Origin of the sequence: Streptoalloteichus hindustanus (assembly GCF_900129375.1) — a bacterium.
Classification (GTDB): Bacteria; Actinomycetota; Actinomycetes; order Mycobacteriales; family Pseudonocardiaceae; genus Streptoalloteichus; species Streptoalloteichus hindustanus.
The window spans coordinates 263,266-281,639 of sequence record NZ_FQVN01000002.1; the positions used below are offsets into that span (position 1 = coordinate 263,266).

Annotated in this window: 15 protein-coding genes; 8 read left to right on the top strand and 7 right to left on the bottom strand. The window is 72.2% G+C overall.

What is annotated here, in order from left to right; translation table 11 throughout:
- Positions 1–14: 14 nt before the first annotated feature.
- From BUE43_RS06745 to BUE43_RS06755, 3 genes are all read right to left on the bottom strand, one after another.
- Entirely contained in the window at positions 15–1,484 is a 1,470-nt protein-coding gene (locus BUE43_RS06745; protein ID WP_073480526.1) for an MFS transporter, read from the bottom strand.
- Positions 1,485–1,744: 260 nt separating this feature from the next.
- Positions 1,745–2,344 carry a TIGR03086 family metal-binding protein gene (locus BUE43_RS06750; protein WP_073480527.1) on the bottom strand — a complete coding sequence of 200 codons (600 nt, stop codon included), beginning with the start codon at positions 2,342–2,344 and terminating at the stop codon, positions 1,745–1,747.
- A 194-nt stretch (positions 2,345–2,538) separates the two neighbouring features.
- Positions 2,539–3,528 (bottom strand): hypothetical protein, encoded by a 990-nt coding sequence (locus BUE43_RS06755; RefSeq protein ID WP_073480528.1) that lies wholly within the window; start codon positions 3,526–3,528, stop codon positions 2,539–2,541.
- A 161-nt stretch (positions 3,529–3,689) separates the two neighbouring features.
- Between BUE43_RS06755 and BUE43_RS06760 the strand changes: the two genes are divergently transcribed.
- Both BUE43_RS06760 and BUE43_RS06765 read left to right on the top strand, forming a co-directional pair.
- Positions 3,690–4,127 carry an OsmC family peroxiredoxin gene (locus tag BUE43_RS06760; RefSeq protein ID WP_073480529.1) on the top strand — a complete coding sequence of 146 codons (438 nt, stop codon included), beginning with the start codon at positions 3,690–3,692 and terminating at the stop codon, positions 4,125–4,127.
- 80 nt (positions 4,128–4,207) lie between these two features.
- Positions 4,208–4,693, top strand: a complete 486-nt coding sequence (locus tag BUE43_RS06765) for a GNAT family N-acetyltransferase (protein WP_073480944.1) — start codon at positions 4,208–4,210, stop codon at positions 4,691–4,693.
- A 28-nt stretch (positions 4,694–4,721) separates the two neighbouring features.
- Here BUE43_RS06765 and BUE43_RS06770 read toward each other — a convergent pair whose 3' ends face one another.
- Entirely contained in the window at positions 4,722–6,056 is a 1,335-nt protein-coding gene (locus tag BUE43_RS06770) for a hypothetical protein (RefSeq protein ID WP_234995579.1), read from the bottom strand.
- Between the two features lie 664 nt (positions 6,057–6,720).
- Between BUE43_RS06770 and BUE43_RS06775 the strand changes: the two genes are divergently transcribed.
- Together BUE43_RS06775 and BUE43_RS06780 are read left to right on the top strand one after the other, a co-directional pair.
- Positions 6,721–7,143, top strand: coding sequence for a hypothetical protein (locus BUE43_RS06775; protein WP_234995580.1), 423 nt, complete (start codon positions 6,721–6,723; stop codon positions 7,141–7,143).
- A 116-nt stretch (positions 7,144–7,259) separates the two neighbouring features.
- Positions 7,260–8,264, top strand: coding sequence for a hypothetical protein (locus BUE43_RS06780; RefSeq protein WP_073480532.1), 1,005 nt, complete (start codon positions 7,260–7,262; stop codon positions 8,262–8,264).
- A gap of 2 nt (positions 8,265–8,266) precedes the next feature.
- On the opposite strand, the gene BUE43_RS06785 is transcribed toward BUE43_RS06780, so the two are convergent.
- Complete coding sequence (locus BUE43_RS06785) at positions 8,267–9,403, bottom strand: serine hydrolase domain-containing protein (RefSeq protein ID WP_073480533.1); 1,137 nt, start codon at positions 9,401–9,403, stop codon at positions 8,267–8,269.
- 243 nt (positions 9,404–9,646) lie between these two features.
- A complete protein-coding gene (locus tag BUE43_RS06790; RefSeq protein ID WP_073480534.1) occupies positions 9,647–9,994 on the bottom strand; it encodes a hypothetical protein in 348 nt (115 codons plus the stop codon).
- A 1,019-nt stretch (positions 9,995–11,013) separates the two neighbouring features.
- Here BUE43_RS06790 and mutA point away from each other — a divergent pair.
- Genes mutA through meaB form a run of 3 tightly spaced genes read left to right on the top strand, consistent with a single transcriptional unit; the run spans position 11,014 to position 16,187 of the window.
- Positions 11,014–12,897 carry a methylmalonyl-CoA mutase small subunit gene (gene mutA / locus BUE43_RS06795; RefSeq protein ID WP_073480535.1) on the top strand — a complete coding sequence of 628 codons (1,884 nt, stop codon included), beginning with the start codon at positions 11,014–11,016 and terminating at the stop codon, positions 12,895–12,897.
- Positions 12,897–15,182 (top strand): methylmalonyl-CoA mutase, encoded by a 2,286-nt coding sequence (scpA, locus tag BUE43_RS06800; protein ID WP_073480536.1) that lies wholly within the window; start codon positions 12,897–12,899, stop codon positions 15,180–15,182. The genes mutA and scpA overlap by 1 nt, the downstream gene beginning before the upstream one ends.
- Before the next feature lie 3 nt (positions 15,183–15,185).
- A complete protein-coding gene (meaB, locus tag BUE43_RS06805) occupies positions 15,186–16,187 on the top strand; it encodes a methylmalonyl Co-A mutase-associated GTPase MeaB (RefSeq protein WP_073480537.1) in 1,002 nt (333 codons plus the stop codon).
- A gap of 161 nt (positions 16,188–16,348) precedes the next feature.
- On the opposite strand, the gene BUE43_RS06810 is transcribed toward meaB, so the two are convergent.
- Positions 16,349–16,861, bottom strand: coding sequence for a TIGR00725 family protein (locus BUE43_RS06810; RefSeq protein WP_073480945.1), 513 nt, complete (start codon positions 16,859–16,861; stop codon positions 16,349–16,351).
- A gap of 110 nt (positions 16,862–16,971) precedes the next feature.
- Here BUE43_RS06810 and BUE43_RS06815 point away from each other — a divergent pair, with 110 nt between their 5' ends.
- Positions 16,972–18,177, top strand: coding sequence for a helix-turn-helix domain-containing protein (locus BUE43_RS06815; RefSeq protein ID WP_073480538.1), 1,206 nt, complete (start codon positions 16,972–16,974; stop codon positions 18,175–18,177).
- The last annotated feature ends 197 nt before the right edge of the window (positions 18,178–18,374 follow it).

Genomic DNA, 18,374 nt, shown 5'->3' on the forward strand with positions numbered 1-18,374 from the left:
TTTCCCTTCCTGCGTCAGGCAGTGGTGTGTTCGGCCGCGCGCGGGCGCAGCAGGACGAGGGCGAGGACGCCACCCGCGACGGAGAGCAGGGCCGCGGTGGTGCTCACCGCGGACATGGCCGACAGGAACGCCTCACGCGCGGTCCGCGCCAGCTCGGCCGAACCGGTCGCCGCCGCCGTGGCGAGCGCGTCCGACAGCGACGCCCTGGCGGTGTCGGGCACGGCCGGCGGGAGCGCGGCCGTGTACGCGGCCGACAGCACGCTGCCCAGCACGGCCACGCCCAGCGCCGTGCCGCCCTGTTGCACGGTGTCGTTGACCGCCGAACCCACTCCCGCCTGGTCGCGCGGGATGGCGCCCATGAGGGTGGCGTAGACGGAGGGCGCGGCCAGCCCGGTGCCGATGCCCATCACCACCAGCCCGACGGCCATGAGCGCGTAGCCGTCGCCGGGGGAGATCATGGCGATGACCACCTGCGACGCGGCGATCGTCAGCATCCCGGTCACGATCATCGCCTTGTTGCTGACGCGCTTGGCGAGCGTGGCGCCGACGACGTTGAAGACGACCACGGCCACCGCCATCGGCACGAACGCCAGCGCGGCCGCCATCGTGCCCCAGCCGAGGACGAGCTGGAGGAACTGCGTGAACGCGAGCTGCATCGCGGCGGTGGCGAACACGAGCAGCACCGTGGACAGGCAGGCCGCGCTGAAGTCCCGGCTCCGGAAGATGGCCAGGGGCAGCATCGGGTGCTCGGCGCGCGACTCCCAGAGCACGAACCCGACGAGCGCGGCGGCGGCCACGACCAGGGCCACGACCACCCCCGTCGACCACCCCTCGTGTGGCAGCGAGATGATCGCCCACACCACCGTGGCCATCCCGGTGACGGACAGCAGCACGCCCAGCGGGTCGGACCGCCGGGACGGCCCGCGGGACTCCGGCACGAGGGCGAACACGCCGATCAGGGCGACCACCGCGAGCGGCACGTTCACCAGGAAGACCGAGCCCCACGAGAAGTGCTCCAGCAACAGGCCGCCGAGCGTGGGCCCGGCCACCATGCCCACCATGCTGACCATGCCCCAGATCGACATCGCCTTCCGGCGCTCGGCCTCGTCGAACACGACGATGACGATCGACATGGTGCTGGGCATCGCGAACCCGGCGCCCAGGCCCATCAGCGCGCGGCACGCGATGAGCTGCCAGGGCTGGTCCGCCAACGACGCCAACAACGACGCCCCGCCGAGAACGACGAGCCCGATGATCAGCAGCCGGCGTCGTCCGTAGCGGTCGGACAGGCTGCCCGCGGTGATCAGCACTCCCGCGAACACGAGGATGTAGGAGTCGAGGATCCACTGGACGTCCGCCGGGCCGGCGCCCAGATCCCGCATCAGCGAGGGGATCGCCAGCGTGAGGATCATGTTGTCGACGGTGAGCACCAGCAGCGCCGTACACAGGACGCCGAGGATCCACCACCGGCGTGGATGAGGCATGACATCTCTCCCGGATCGTTCGGAAGGGCCCGTCGTGACGGGCCCGTTCGGTTCGTCCCGAACGATCCGGGTGGCGCTGACAGCGGGCTGACAGCGCGAACGGCGAGGCTGTCAGGCCGGGTGGTAAACCGCCCCTCGCCGCCGGCAGATCAGTGGCGGACCTCCATGTGCCTCAACCGATCGCCGCCACGTCCGCACGTGGGAAGCGAGGTCCAGGCGGTTCTCTGCGCCGGTGCCCTGAGATCAGTCCCGAACGGGCTCTAAGGGGTGCGTCCCATGGCGTGGAGCAGGCGGTTCTGCGGGGATGTCGGGCCGGACGGCGCGGTCGTGGGCGGCCCGTAGTACTCGGCGCTGTCGCTGATCGGACTTTCGGAGACGTTGGCGTAGATCCACCGGAAGTTGTCGAGCACCCAGCGCACCGTGTCCGGGTCGAGTCGTTCGTCGAGCTGGACCGCGCGCGCCAGGTCCCAGGTGTGCACGACCGCGTCCACCACGTAGAGGCCGAGCAACTGCCGGCCGGGAACCGGGCCGAACGGGTAGTCCACGATCCGGTCGAGCGCCCCGTCGGCGTGGAACGCCGCGCGGCACTCCGCCACCGCCTCCTGGTGGGCTGCGACCGGGTCGCCGTCGAGCGCGTGCTGGTTCAGGTTCGCCATGAACTCGCCGCTGCTGCCCCCGCGCAGGAGCGCGACGTAGGTGCGGCTGCCCTGGATCATGTGGTTGACCAGCTGTCGCACGTTCCACTCCGTGCAGGGAGTGGGGCTTTCCCAGTGCGTGGCCGGCACCTGCCGCAGGCGGTCGCCGAATCCTCTTGCCGCGGCGTCGAAGTACGTCAGTAGTGCGTTGTCCGTGTCGTTCACGGAACTGATTGTGATCGTTTTTGGCGACTGATCCCGGCGGGAATCGGCTGTGGAGTCAGGAAAGGGGATGGTGTCGGAACCGGTTGTCCGCCTGGCAGCGCGTGCTCAGGTCGGGCATTGAATCCACAATGGACAGACATGGTGAGGAGCCGGTCCGGTGGGAGAAGAAAGCCTTGCGGGGCGAGGCTGAGCGGTCACCAGCCGTCGAGCGCAGCGGTGATCTCCAGGAGCCAGATCGCGACCTCGGCGGTCTGGTCGAATCGGGTGAGGGCGGGCTGGTCGGGCAACCACGCGCCGCTGTCGTCCTGTGTGGACAGGAGGTGGTCGGCGATGTCCGTCGCCAGGGTGGCGCAGTCCTGGTCGCCGGTCGTCCTGGCGAGGGCGGCCGCGCCCCAGGCGATCTTGTGGCTGTGGTGGCAGCTCCGCAGGTTCCCGGTGCAGCGCAGGGCGAAGTCGAGGTAGCCCCATGCCGCCTCCAGGTGGCCGGGATGGCCGGTGGCGCGGTGCAGCGCGGCCAGGAACGCCATCGGGTAGCCGACCATGAAGTAGGCCTGGTCCGGCTCGGTCGCGCTGACGACGTGGAACGCCGCCTCGGCGTCGGGGAACTCGCGCACCACCGCGCCCGCGCCGTCGCGCCGCAGGTAGAGGCCGACGTCGAGGTCGGGTTGCAGCCGGAGCGTCTCGGCGAGCCAGCGCCCCGCGCCCTCCGCCCGCTCCATGTCCTCGAAGTACAGCGACGCCAGCCCGAGGTGCGCTGTGGTGAGGGCGTCCGTTCCCATGTTGTGCGCGTGCTGCGGTCCGCGGGTGCGGAAGCCGCCCGTGGCGGGCTGGTGGAACCACCGGAGGAACCGGAAAGCCGGGTGCGCCACGTCGAACCGGCCCATCCGCTGGGCCGCGATGGTGATCCACCCGTTGGGGTAGGCCCAGAACTCCTCGAACGCCGGGTTCGCGCTCTTGGTCTCCGCCGTTGTCCGGTAGTCGTGGTCGTGGCGGCCGAACCGGCGGTGGACGTGGGAGAGCAGGCGGTTGGCCTCCGCCGGGTGCCCGGCGAGGGCGAACAGGTAGGGGGCCTTGTAGTAGCAGGCGATGTCGTCGTCGGCCTCCCGGAAGGAGCCGTCGTCCGCCAGCCGGTCGGTCAGCCACCCGACGGCGCGTCGGGCCGCTCGTTCGTAGGCGCTGCTCACGGTGGCACCTCCGGCAGGCAACGTACCGCGCCCGCCACCCCGTCGCCCACCCCGTGTCCCGGACCGGCCGGTCGTCGGTTCGGGTGGTGTGCCGGGGTCCGGGTGGCAGGGCGTGCCGAACCGTCCGACAGTCCGTACGAACGCCGGCGGGGAGGGAACCGATGACGATCCGCACCGCGCACACCGTGTGGGAAGGCGGGCTCCAGGACGGCTCGGGCACGGTGTCGTTCGACTCGTCGGGGATCGGGTCGCACGAGGTCACCTGGCCCTCGCGGGCGAACGAGCCGGAGGGCCGGACCAGCCCCGAGGAGCTCCTCGCCGCCGCGCACTCCGCCTGCTACTCCATGGCGCTGGCCCACGAGCTCGGTGGCAGGGGAGTGCGGCTGGAGTCGGTGGAGACCCGCGCGGAGGTCACCTTCGTGCCCGGGCAGGGCATCACCGGGATCGAGCTGCGGGCGCGGGCGTCGGTGCCGGGGATGAGCACGCAGGACTTCGCCGCGGCCGCCGAGACGGCCGAGAAGAACTGCCCGGTGAGCCAGGCGCTGGCCGGCACGACGATCAGGTTGCGGGCGGAGCTGGTCTCCGGCGGCACCCCCTGACCCCCTGACCCCCGGGGCCCGGGGGCCCGGTGCGGTGAAAAAGGGTGGCCCGCGACGGGGTTCGCGGGCACGGTGTCCCGGTGGAGATCCGCGACGCGCTGCCCGGCGACTGGCCCGCCATCTGGCCCTTCCTCCGTGAGATCGTCGCCGCCGGCGAGACGTACAGCTGGCCCCGGGACGTCGGTGAGGACCAGGCCCGCGCGATGTGGATGCCCGAGCCGCCGGGCCGCACGGTGGTGGCTGTCGACGACGGCGTTGTGCTCGGCTCGGCCAAGATGGGGCCGAACCACATGGGGCCCGCGGCGCACATCGCCACCGCGAGCTTCATGGTGGCGCCCGAGCACGCTGGCCGGGGTGTCGGCAGGGCGTTGGGGGAGTACGTCCTGGACCGGGCGCGGGCCGAGGGTTACCGGGCGATGCAGTTCAACGCCGTCGTGGAGACCAACACCCGGGCGGTCGGGCTGTGGCGCTCGCTGGGGTTCGAGGTCCTGGGAACCCTGCCGGAGGGCTTCCACCACCCGGTGCACGGTTACGTCGGGCTCCACATCATGCACCGCCGGCTCTGACCCGCGGGCCGTTCCCGCTGTCGCGCGGCTACGGCGACGGAAGCGTTCGTGTTTCCCCTCCCCTGATGTCCGGCTCTTCGGCGTCGGTTTCTCCTGCGGTGTCAGCGACGTTGTCGGGTGCGTTCTCGGGCTGCCGCACGAGCCAGCGGGCGGCGGCGCGGAGCGCGACCAACAGGGGTAGCGACCCGTCTTCCCGGAGTTGGGGCGGCAGGCTGCTCGCCGCGAGCAGGTCCACCCCGGCCCCAAGCTCCCGGCCGAGGGCGCGCAGGTCCACCGGGACGGTGAGCAGCCCCGAGCTGTAGAGCCGCTCGTCGGAGGCCAGGCGGCGTCCCGCGAGGTCGGCGGCGGCCACGGTGAGCCGGGTGAGGGCGAAGAACTCGGGCTTGGCGCCGCGTTCCATCCACCGCGCGAACCCCACCACCCTCGTGTCCGCGATCTCGTCGGCCCGCAGGCCCGTCTCCTCGCACAGCTCGCGTTCCATGCCGACGCGCAGCACGTCCTGCAGGGCGCCGCCGGCGTCGGTCACCGCGTCGCCGAGGTCCCGGGGCTCCAGCGACCCGCTGCCGGACGGGGCGAGCAGCAACGCGCTGGCGATGTTGCGGTCGGACTGGCGGACGAGCACGAGGACGCCGTCGGTGGTGACCGCGACCGTGGAGATGCCGACGACGTCGGCGAGTTCGCTCTCCGCGAGGGTGCGCAGCCGGCCGCCCGCGTCGGTGAGCAACCGCCGGCGGGGGTCGAACTCCTCGCCGGTCTCCCGGTGCGTGATGCGCAACGAGCACATCTCGTTGGAGCACTGAGCGTCGAAGAACCGCGCCCGGTGCAACGTCACCGGAGAACCCGCGCCCCGAGCGCGGGGAAGCGGGTCGCCGCGCATGCCCACGACCTGTCCGTTGAACACCAGGCGACCGCGGTTGCGCACCGGGAGCACGTACGGCGCGCTCGCCTTGAGCTGGCGGGGCAGCCGGTACGGCTGCTCGTCGACCTCGACCGGCAGCGCCCGCGCGGCGAGGTCCTGGTCGATCTCGTCGCTGACCAGGGCGGTGCCCCGGTTGGGGATGTGCAGGTACGCCGCGTTCGGGTAGGCGGTGGGCGGCGGGATGTCCGCCACCGGGAACGGCGCGGCGATCAACGAGAAGTCGTAGGCCGACCACCGCCGCCGGAGCAGGCGGAAGTCGCGGACGAAGGTGACCGACCCGAGGCCGAGCGCGATCACCGAGAGCACGATCCCCACGGCGCTGGGCAGGATCGTCACCGCGCCGAGCAGCACGCCGACGCCGGAGAGCACGACCGGCCACTCGTGGGCCAGCAGGAATCCGAGGTAGTCGGCCCTGGCCCTGGCGAGGCGGCTGAGTTTGCCCACGGCGACCCCTTCCCGGCTGGTGATCAACCGGATTCTGCCCTGCTGTTCGTCGCCGGCGGGCGATATCGGAACGATTTCCGCTCTGTCGTCCTTCTGTCCACCGCCGGCGAACACGTCCGCCGTTCCGCCAGCGTGTCGGGGTTCGGTGGATCGTTCCAGCGCCGGCCGGCGCGGGGCGCGCCCGGGCCCGGCGGGAGCGCGGTTGCCGACCCGGCAACCGAAAGTCCCTGGTCCATCGTGGACGATCGCGCCGGGTTCGCCGCCGGTTTCCCCCGGCGAGCGGGGGATCGACGGCCGCACACGCTGTTCCCGGCGGGGCGCCCCGTGGTGGGCCGTGCCACGAAGCGCGCTCCGGCATGGCGTCTCGCCACCCGCAGGGGGTAGGGTCGGTGGTGTCACCCGGAAACAGGCGCGACGGTGGTCGTTCATCCTGGCGCCGCCGCCCGTGCCCTTTTTCGGGGGAATTCCATGAGTCGGGGAATTGTTCGTCCGTGGAGAGTGCGATGGCGCCCGGTCGTCGTCTCCATCCGCCTCGACCTCGGGGTGATAACCCGAACGGGGTAGTCTGTCGCGCGATCGGCCCATCCGGCCCGATGACCGCGCCGCGGTTGCCCATGATGACCTCGTGCTACCGGTGAACCGGACCTGGGAGGATGACCCGCACGTGCCCACCACTCCGGACATCGTCGACCAATGGCTGGCCCTGCCCAGGGAGGCCCTGGTCGACCAGGTGCGCCAGATCGTCAAGCGCAACGACGCCCACTCCCTGCGGATCTTCGCCGCCGTCCGCCGTGACGCCGTGCTGTCGGCGCGGGTGCGTGGCGCGCTCTCCGTCGTGCTCGCCGAGGCCAGGGGCACGCGCGACGAGGTGATGTGGGCGATGTGGGTCGGCAAGGCCAGGAGGGCGCTCGACGCCACCGACGCCCACCGCGACGAGGCGGCGGCCCCGTCGGCGTCGTCGGCGGTCGCCGAGTCCGCCGAGGAGGAGGCGCCGCGGGAGCTGCGCCTCCAGCGGGAACCGAGGAGCCAGCAGGCGCCGGCGGCCTCGTCGGTTCCTCCCGTGATCTTCCGGGCGCCCGGCCAGTAGGCCGGCCGCGGCAGGGACGCCGCGAGTTCGTCCACTGTGGTCACTCCTGGTGTCCACAGAGGACGTCCAAGGTGGACCGGTCGGCGGGTGCTGGCAGGACGACGGGGAGGCCGCCGGTGACGCGCACGGACGTCTCGCTGGAGTTCGTCAGCGATCCCGGGGCCGAGGCCGGCCTCGTGCGGGAACTCCTCGTCGTGCTGGGGCAGCCCCCGCCGGACGAGGTCGGCGACGACGACTGGCCGAACCCCGTTGGACTCGTGGTCGCCAGGGGAGAGGGCCGACTTCTCGGCTGGGCCAGGGTCTCCGCCCACGAGGAGGACGAGTCGGCGGCCACGGCCGACCTGCTGCTCGTCGCCAGGGAGGCGCGGCCCCTCGGGGCGACGGTCCACTCCGGACACGACGTCGACGAGTCCGCGGTCGTCGTCCGACTGCTGGCCGGTGCGGCGGAACAGGCCGCGGGCGCGGGGTTCGCCGCCCTGGAGTGGAGCGGGGTCGACGACACGCCGGAGGGTCCGGCGGCGAGCGAGCTGGGCGCCACCGTGCGGGCGGAGGTCGGGCGCCACTGGGGCACGCGTCAGCTCAACGCCTGGCCGGCTCCGGACGGCCTGCCCGCCGTCGAGGTTCGCCGGACGCGTGAGCCGGTGCCGGAGGACCTGCTCCCGGAGTACGCCCGGCTCTACCACGACGCCACCGGGGTGGAGTGGGACGTCGAGGACGTCGCCGAGTACCTGGCCGACGACCGGTACCCGGTGCTGACGCTGGACCTGTTGGGCTCTGTCTCTGACCCCCCTGTCTCTGAGCACCCTGTCGCCGAACACCCTGTTCTCCAAGACCCTGTCCCCGGACACCCTCGGGGCGCCCTCGTCGCCCAGCTCATCGCCGCGGTCGCCGACCACACGGCCCTGGTCGAGAAGGTCGTGCACCGCGACGCGCCCGCGGCCGACCTGGCGGCCCTGCTCGCCGAGCTGGTCGTCCACCTCCGCCGGGAGCACCCCGGCGTCACCGAGCTGTCGGTTCGCGAACTCGACGACGAGACGGTCGGCCACGCCTCGTCCCTGGCTGGACTGCATGTCATCTCCCGTTGGCTCACCTGGCGGATGGAGCTCGTGGCCGACCGCTGACGTCAGGACGGTTGGGTGGTCGCCGGGCAGTAGGCCGCGGCGAAGATGTTGATCACGGCTTCCGCCGGCGGTTTCCCGCGGTAGGGGTTGAAGGACAGGGTGGCCTGGCGGCCGTCGGCGGCGCGGGTGGCGTAGGTGAGGTAGCCGAGGAGTTCTCCCCCGTGCCCGAACACGCTGCGGCCGCAGGGCAGGTCGAACTGCTGGAGTCCCAGGCCGTAGCGGAAGGTCGTCCCGGTCTCGACCGTCTGCCGCATGGCCGCGAGGGAGGCCGGGCTGGTCAGCCGACCGCCGAGCAGGGCGTCGAAGAAGCGGTTGAGATCGGCGGTCGTGGAGATCATCTCCCCGGCGGCCCAGGTGAGCGAGACGTTCATCTCGGTGGCGTCGACGTCCCGCCCGTCCACCAGGGCGTAGCCGTGGGCGTGCGGCTCCGGGACACGCGGACTGGCGCCGGGCACCGAGGTGTGGTGCAGCCGCAGGGGCCGCAGGATGCGGCGCTCGACCTCCGAGCCGTACGGACGGCCGGTGAGGCGTTCGACGAGCAGACCGGCCACGACGTAGTTCGTGTTGGAGTAGTGCCAGCCCGTGCCGGGTGGGAAGTACAGCTCGCGCGCGGCGGCGACGGCGAGCAGATTCTTGGGGTGGTGGGTGCGGAACCTGGCGTCGCCGCGCCACCGGTTGACGGACAGGTCGCGTTCGTGCGCGTAGTCGTAGAGGCCGCTGGTGTGGTTGAGGACCTGCCGCACGGTGATCACGTCGCCGTGCGGCACCTCGCCGGGCAGGTGCCGGTCGAGGGGGTCGTCCAGGGCGAGCCGGCCCTCGTCGACGAGCTGGAGGAGCACGGTGGCCACGAAGGTCTTGGTGATGCTGCCGATGCGGAAGTGGCCGTGGGGATTCGCGCGCCGGCCGGAGGCGAGGTCGCGGACCCCGGCGCTGCCGGACCAGGCCCGGTGGCCGTCCTGGACGCGGAGCAGGGCGGCGGTGGCCGCTCCCGTGGCGACCAGGTCGTCCAGCCGCCGTTGGAGTTCCGCCCCCGGTGGTCGGGAGGGAGCCGCGGCCAGCGCCTGACCGCCCGGGGCGAGCAGTGTGAGCGCTGTGAGCGCGGTCAGGAGGAGCGGGATCAGCGTTTTTCGTTTGGCCATGCGGAAAAAGGTAGAAGCGCGGGTCGGTCACGACCACGAGGTGAACCGCAGACCTGACCTGTTGTGTTCCCCAGGTGCGACCCTGTGGAAAACCGCAGTCGGGACGGGCCGGTCTGGCCGCCGTGGGGGGCCTGTGGCGGCCGGACCGGCGTGCGTCGTCGGATCACGGGTGGGGCGCGCGGCGGGACAGGGGGAACGGGCGGAACCCGTTCCCCCCGATTCACCGCACGCGTTCCTTCTCGTTCAGGAGCAGACGGCGACGACGCAGACCTTGACGTCGTCGACCGTGATGTCGATCGACGGGTTGAACGAGCGGTAGACGTCGACGACCACCAGCTTGATGGCCTCGACGTCGACGTCGATGTCGTTGAGGCTGTCCTCCAGCACGGAGAGCTCGGCGTCGGTCAGCGTGCGGTTCCCCTCGATCTCGATCTTCACGGGGACCACCGTGTCGGTGTCGTTGCAGGTCACGACGTTGGCCACGCCGTTGGCGCACTGGTGGCCGCCGCTCGCCTGGGCGGCGCCGGCGCCACCCAGCAGCAGGGCCGTGGCGAGGCCGGTGATCATGGCGAGCGAGACGGTCCGCTTCATCACGTGACTCCTGTCCTCGGGTGTTCTTCCTGATCGGCGCCGGAGGAAATCGACGGTCAACTCGTCGTGGCGCCCATTCCATGGAACCTGACGATTTCCGTGCCCGGCCACGTCCGCGTCCGGAAACACTCGGAAAGACGCGTCCCGTTGTTCCTCGCGGGTGACCGAAATGAATTCACGTTTTCGGCCCCATTGACCGGGAAGTCCCGCCGTAGCCCGGGTGATCAGGATCGATGCTTTGGCGAGAATCGCTGGCCACGCTGGTCAAGCGGCCGGGAGGCGGTACGCGTTGCTCCCTCCGGCCGTCGTTCGGACGGCGGGTTTGAAGCTCGGACGCAGCAGTGGCGCGGACGCGGGCATGACGCCCCGTGAGAGGAGGACGCGACGGGCGGTCAGACCCAGGAGGGCGGGAGGCTCTCCCGGCTCGCCGACCGCGGCGCGGGGTCGAGACATGTCCTACCGCCACCGCGGGTGTCGGCGTCGGCTTCGGCCGGCCGCCGGGGTCTGGCCAACAGCGACGCGAACACGTGCTCGGTGACGGCCGGGCCGCCCGCCACGACCAGCCGGGGTTGGCGGAGCCGCGAGAGCGCGGCCGCTCCGAGGTCCTGGTGCGACGCTCGATCCGGGCGTCAGGGTCGCCGGAACGACGCGCGGGTCGAGGAGGAGCAGAGCAGCCGGTCGCGAATGCCTCCCGGTCACGCCAACCCCTTTCCCCGCCATTGTCGAAGTCGTTTCTCGACAACGATGCGCGCGCCTCGCGCGGCGGCGGGCCACGCCTCGGGGAAGTCCGGTTTCACCCGAGAGAGGCGAGCCCGAGCGACGGGCCCACGCGCTCGCCGCCGCCGGTTCTCGTCGGACAGGTGGCGCGGTCACCGCCCCGTCCCCGTCTACTGAGGACGCGGGCTCACCTTGCGCGACGCCGCCGCCGGCATCGGAACCGGTACGGTCGGCTCACCGAGCGTGATCAGGCACACGTTGGCACGTCCGGCCGTCGGTGATGCTGGCTACCATCTCGCGGCATGACGGTGCCGAGGGAGGAACTCAGCCTGGCCGCCGACTTCCCGGCGCCGGGCCGCGACCAGTGGCGGGAGCTGGTCGCCGGGGTGCTGCGCAAGGCGGGCCGCGACCTCGCCGCCGTGCCCGGCCCCGTCGAGGACCTGCTCGCCAGCACGACCTACGACGGCATCACCGTCGCCGCGCTGCACACCGCCGAGGACGCCGGCGGCGCCGCGCCCGGGGCGGGGCTGCCCGGCCTGCCGCCGTTCGTCCGGGGCGGCCGGCCGGAGGGCGGGGTCGTCTCCGGCTGGGACGTCCGGCAGCGGCACGCCCACCCCGACGTCGCCGTGACCAGGGAGGCGGTGCTCGCCGACCTGGAGAACGGCGTGACCTCGATGTGGCTGGCGCTGGGCGAGGACGGGCTCCCGGTCGAGGCGTTGCCCGAGGTGCTCGCCGACGTCTACCTCGACCTCGCTCCCGTCGTCCTCGACGCGGGGGCGCGCACCACGGAGGCGGCGGAGCTGCTGCTGGGGCTGGCCGCGGAACGCGGCGTCGTGCCCGGCGCCCTCACGGGCAACCTCGGCGCCGACCCGCTGGGCCTGCGCGCCCGCACCGGCGTCGAGCACTCCCTCGACCCGGCCGCCGAGCTGGCCCTGCGGTGCGCCAACGGTTTCCCCCGGCTGCGAGCGATCACAGTGGACGCTCTGCCGTACCACGACGCGGGCGGCAGCGACGCCGAGGAGCTGGGCTGCTCCCTCGCGGCCGGCGTGGCCTACCTGCGCGCGCTGACCGACGCCGGACTGGGCGTCGACGCCGCGTTCGGCCAACTGGAGTTCCGCTACGCGGCCACCGCCGACCAGTTCCTCACGATCGCCAAGCTGCGCGCGGCGCGCCGGCTGTGGGCCAGGGTCGGCGAGGTCTGCGGTGCGGCCGAGGCGGCGCGCGGCCAGCGCCAGCACGCCGTGACGTCCTCGGCGATGATGACCGGCCGCGACCCGTGGGTGAACATGCTGCGCACCACGGTGGCCTGTTTCGCGGCCGGGGTGGGCGGCGCGGACGCCGTGACCGTCCAGCCGTTCGACGCCTGCCTCGGCCTGCCCGACGCCTTCGCCCGCCGGATCGCCCGCAACACCCAGTCGCTGCTGCTGGAGGAGTCGAACGTGGCGCGGGTGATCGACCCGGCCGGCGGCTCCTGGTACGTCGAGCGGCTCACCGACGAGCTCGCGGCCGCCGCGTGGGCGTGGTTCACCGAGATCGAGCGGGCCGGCGGCCTGGCGGCGGCGTTGGCCGACGGCCTCGTCGCGCGCCGGCTGGACGAGACCTGGCGTCGGCGCGGGGAGCGCGTCGCGCACCGCAGGGACCCGATCACCGGGGTCAGCGAGTTCCCCAACCTCACCGAGCGGCTTCCCGAGCGCGCCGCCGCGCCCGCGCCCGTCGGCGGCGGGTTGCCCCGTCGCCGCTACGCAGGCGACTTCGAGGCGCTGCGCGACCGCTCGGACGCGCACCTGGCGGCCACGGGCACGCGGCCGACGGTCTTCCTGGCCACGCTCGGCCCGGTCGCCGCGCACACCGCGCGGGCCACCTTCGCCGCGAACCTCTTCCAGGCCGGGGGAGTCGAGACGCCGACCAGCGGCACGACCCTCGATCCCGAGGAGATCGCCAGCGCGTTCGCCGCGAGCGGCGCGACCGTGGCCTGCCTGTGCTCCAGCGACAAGGTCTACGCCGAGGCCGCCGCGCCGGTGGCCCGCGCGTTGCGGGCGGCCGGCGCGTCCCGCGTCTGGCTGGCCGGGCGGCCGGGCGAGCGCGCCGGGACGGACGCGGAGTCCGGTGTGGACGGTTACCTGTTCGCCGGCTGCGACGCGCTCGACGTTCTCCGCACGACCCTGCGCGACCTGGGAGTGGCCTGATGGCGGACACGGTGATCCCCGACTTCGGGCACGTCGAGCTGGGCTCCGCCGCGCCCGTGCCCGCGCCCGACCTGGACCGGTGGCGCGATGCGGTGCGGGAGCGCACCGGGAACGACGTCGAGAGCCTGGTGTGGGAGACCCCGGAGGGCATCCCGGTCCGGCCGCTCTACACGGCCGCCGACACCGACGGGCTGGACTTCCTGGCGACCTACCCCGGCATCGCGCCGTACCTGCGCGGGCCGTACCCGACCATGTACGTGACGCAGCCGTGGACGGTCCGCCAGTACGCGGGCTTCTCCACCGCCGCCGAGTCCAACGCCTTCTACCGGCGCAACCTGGCCGCCGGGCAGAAGGGCCTGTCGGTCGCCTTCGACCTGGCCACCCACCGCGGCTACGACAGCGACCACCCGCGGGTGCGCGGCGACGTGGGCATGGCGGGCGTGGCGATCGACTCGATCTACGACATGCGGCAGCTCTTCGACGGCATCCCGCTGGACCGGATGAGCGTGTCGATGACCATGAACGGCGCGGTGCTCCCGGTGCTGGCCCTCTACATCGTGGCCGCGGAGGAGCAGGGGGTCGCGCCGGAACAGCTCGCGGGGACCATCCAGAACGACATCCTCAAGGAGTTCATGGTCCGCAACACCTACATCTACCCGCCGCGGCCGTCGATGCGGATCATCTCGGACATCTTCGCCTACACCTCGCGGCGGATGCCGAAGTTCAACTCGATCTCCATCTCCGGCTACCACATCCAGGAGGCCGGCGCGACCGCCGACCTGGAGCTGGCCTACACCCTGGCCGACGGCGTGGAGTACCTGCGGGCCGGGCGGGACGCCGGCCTGGACGTGGACGCCTTCGCGCCCCGGCTGTCGTTCTTCTGGGCGATCGGCATGAACTTCTTCATGGAGGTCGCGAAGCTGCGGGCGGCGCGGCTGCTGTGGGCCAAGCTCGTCAAGGGGTTCGGAGCGAAGAACCCGAAGTCGCTGTCGCTGCGCACCCACTGCCAGACCTCGGGCTGGTCGCTGACGGCGCAGGACGTCTTCAACAACGTGGTGCGCACCTGCGTGGAGGCGATGGCCGCCACCCAGGGGCACACGCAGTCCCTGCACACCAACGCGCTGGACGAGGCGCTGGCGCTGCCCACGGACTTCTCCGCGCGCATCGCCAGGAACACGCAGTTGTTGCTGCAGCAGGAGTCCGGCACCACGCGCGTGATCGACCCGTGGGGCGGGAGCTCCTATGTGGAGCGACTGACCTACGACCTGGCGCGCCGCGCGTGGGGCCACATCGAGGAGGTGGAGGCCGCCGGCGGGATGGCCAGGGCCATCGACGAGGGCATCCCGAAGATGCGCGTCGAGGAGGCCGCCGCCCGCACGCAGGCCCGCATCGACTCGGGGCGGCAGCCGGTGATCGGCGTGAACAAGTACCGCGTGGACGCCGACGAGGCCATCGAGGTGCTCAAGGTGGACAACGCCGAGGTGCTGGCGCAGCAGGTCGAGAAGCTGCGGCGGCTGCGGGCCGAGCGGGACGAGACCGCGTGCCGGACGGCGTTGCACGCGTTGACCAGGGCAGCCGACGCGGCGCTGCACGGCCGCCGGGGCGAGGGCCTCGACGAGAACCTGCTCGCGCTGGCGATCGACGCGGCGCGGGCCAAGGCGACGGTCGGGGAGATCTCCGACGCGCTGGAGAAGGTCTACGGCCGGCACTCCGGGCAGATCCGCACCATCTCCGGCGTCTACCGGGACGAGGCGGGACCGATGAGCGACATCGAGCGGACCCGGCAAGCCGCCGACGCGTTCGAGCTGGCCGAGGGGCGCCGGCCGCGCATCCTGGTGGCCAAGATGGGCCAGGACGGCCACGACCGGGGGCAGAAGGTGATCGCCACCGCCTTCGCCGACCTCGGCTTCGACGTGGACGTGGGCCCGCTGTTCCAGACGCCGGGCGAGGTCGCGCGGCAGGCGGTCGAGGCGGACGTGCACATCGTCGGCGTCTCTTCGCTGGCGGCCGGGCACCTCACGCTGGTGCCCGCGCTGCGGGACGAGCTGGCGGCGCTGGGCAGGGACGACATCCTCGTCGTCGTCGGCGGGGTCATCCCGCCGCAGGACCACGACGCGTTGCGGGCGGCCGGCGCGGCGGCGATCTTCCCGCCGGGCACGGTGGTCGCCGAGGCGGCCGTGGGGTTGCTGGGGATGCTGGCCGAGCGGCTCGGCCACGACGTCGCCGCGATCGTCGGGGACGCCGCCGGCGCCGGCTCGCGGGACGGCACGGGGAACGACGGCTGACCCATGCCGCCCGCCATCGACGTCGGACAGTACGCCGAGGGGGTGCTCGCGGGCGCCCGCGCGTGGATCGCCCGCGCGATCACCCTCGTGGAGTCCCGCCGCCCCGACCACCGCGACCTCGCGCAGAAGTTGCTCGTGGAACTGCTGCCGCACGCGGGGAAGTCCCGCCGGGTGGGCGTGACCGGCGTGCCGGGCGTGGGGAAGTCGACGCTGATCGACACCCTGGGCAGCCGGCTGACCGCCGCCGGGCACCGGGTCGCCGTGCTGGCCGTCGACCCCTCCTCGACCCGCAGCGGCGGCAGCATCCTCGGCGACAAGACCAGGATGGGCCGGCTCGCCGCCGACCCGGCGGCCTTCGTCCGCCCCTCGCCGACGGCCGGCACCCTGGGCGGCGTCGCCAAGGCCACCCGCGAGACCATCGTGGTGGTGGAGGCCGCCGGCTACGACGTGGTGCTGGTCGAGACCGTCGGCGTGGGGCAGTCCGAGGTCGCCGTCGCCGACATGGTCGACACCTTCCTGTTCCTCACCCTCGCCCGCACCGGCGACCAGCTCCAGGGCATCAAGAAGGGCGTGCTGGAGCTGGCCGACGTGATCGCGGTGAACAAGGCCGAGGGCGAGTACGAACGCGACGCCCGGCGCGCGGCCAGGGAGCTCGCCGGCGCGCTGCGGCTGCTGCGTTCTCCGGACAGCGACTGGGAAACCCCGGTGCTGACGTGCAGCGGCCGGGACGACATCGGGCTGGACACCGTGTGGCAGCACGTGATCCGGCACCAGGACACCCTGGCGGCCAGCGGCCGACTGGCCGCGAAGCGCCGACAGCAGCAGGTGGGCTGGACCTGGACCATGGTGCGGGACCGGCTGTTGCAGGACCTGCACGACCACCCCGGTGTCCGTGCGTTGGCCCCGGAGCTGGAGCGCCAGGTCAGCGACGGCGCGCTCACCCCGACCCTGGCCGCCGAGCGCATCCTCGCCGCCTTCCGCGCCACCCCACCCCGCGGCGCCTGACCCACCACTCACCTGCCGGAGTGCAGCCCCCACCCGTCCCGGGGGCGAGCCCCGCGACCAGCCTATCGCCGAACACCAGGCCGCCACGAGGCGAGATTCGTCCGCTGTGGACAACTCGGCGGCATGTGGACAACTCGGCTCACGAAAGCGTGGATCTACCACTAGAACGAGTGTTCTGCCGCCCCACCACTTGCCTCCACAAGAGTCCGCTGCGTAGCCCGGTTGACAGCATCGGCGGGGTCGGTGGCGATCTCGATTCCGGGCACGGGATTTCCGGCGGCGTCGCGGATGGTCCAGCCACCGAGACTGATCACGGGGATGCTGCCGCGCCGCATCGCCAACGCGACCTCCGACAGAGTGCCCCACGAACCGCCGACGGCGATCACGGCATCGGCCGACCAGACGATGACGGCATTGCGCGCCTCGCCCATGTTCGTGACCACCACCGCCGACAGGTCAGGGCACGCGCCTTCGCGAGAGTCGTTGGGACGAACACCGATCACCAGTCCGTTCTCGGCCCGCACGCCCGCAGCGACGGCCTCCATGACGCCGATGCCGCCCCCGCAGATCACCACGACACCGCGCTGCGCGAGCAACCGGCCAACTTCGTAGGCGTGTTCGCGGTCCTGTTCGCTGCAGTGCCGGGGGCCGCACACGGAAACCTGGTAAGGCAAGGGCTCTCTCCTGTTCAGCACTTCCGCCTACCTTGATGTGACGCCAGACACGTCACCGTGAGAGGTCACGACGGTACCGTGGGCGTGCCGTACTTCGGCGGGAGGTTGCCGTGGACTCGGACGAGGTGTTGATCGGCCGGAGGCTTCGCGCGCTTCGCGGAAAGCGCTCCCTGGCCGCCACAGCGGAACTCGCGGGGATCAGCCAAAGCTACCTGTCCCGCCTTGAGCGCGGAGAACGGCAGATCAACAGCCGTCATCTGCTGGAGGCGTTGGCGGACGCGCTTCGGGTCGCCCCTTCCGAGCTGATGGCTTTCCCCTTTCCTTCGCGCGATCCGGTCACGGCCGAGGCTCAGGCCGCGATCTCCGGAGTGGAGACCGCGCTGTCGGAGTACCGACTCGGGGAGCCGAGCGACGTCGAGCCCCGGCCGTGGCCCGTGATCGCAGCCGAGCTACGGCGGTTGAACCAGGAACTCCGCCCGGCGTGCGACTACGCGGCCCAGGGTCTGGTTCTGCCGCGACTGCTGGCGGAGCTGCACGCCGTGCACGAGGCCGGAGGAGAACACAGAACAGACGCCTTGCTGGGTCTGATGGACTGCTACCACACGGCGACGGTGTTGACGAAGAACCTCGGGGCGCAGGGACTCCCGCAGCTCGCCGCACTGCACGCGCAGATGGTCGCCGATGCCCTTGGCTCACCGGAATGGGCAGGTCTGGCCGCGTGGCTTCGAGCGCACGCCTTGGGCGGCTCCGACCGCCCCCGCCAGGTCACGATATCGATGCGTGCGGCGAACAGCCTCCAGAGCGAACTCGGTTCGCCGGAAGTCGCACAGGTGTATGGCATGTTGCACCTGAGCTGCGCGCTCGCCGCCGCGGCGAAACGGCAAGCGGACGATGCCGAGGCTCACCTCCGGGAAGCCGAGGAGATCGCCTCCCGCCTCCCGGAGGTGGGCACTTTCGGCAGCCTCTACTTTGGACGAGCCAATATCGCGATCTGGCGCGTGTCGATCGGAACCGAACTGGGGTGGGGGCCGAAGGTCGCTGAGGCCGCCGAAGCGGCGAGGCCGGACGCCGTGCCCTCAGCGGCGCGGCAGGCGATGTACTGGGCTGATCTCGGTCGTGCGCTGGTGGAGAGTCCCAAGACCCGGGAGCGGGGCGTTCTCGCGCTGCGACGGGCGGAGGACATCGCTCCGCAGCGAATCCGGACGAACGCTCTCGTGCGCGCGTCCGTGACCGAGCTGGCCAACCGGGCGAAGCGGGACGCGCTCGGGCGGGAGCTGCGCGGCATGGTTCACCGCATGGGGGTACGCCTCGGCTAACAGGGTGATCTTGACAGGTTGTCAAGGCTCTGACCGCCGCCGCTCATAGCGTTCACCACGAGCGGCAGGGGTTACGCCGACATCGAGAGAATCGGCGGTGTTCACGCTTTCCTGATCGCTCACAAGCGACCGAGGGAGGAGCGTGGCGGTGGAGACGAAGTCGTAGGCATGGCGTTGTTCGACGGCAACGTGTCTCT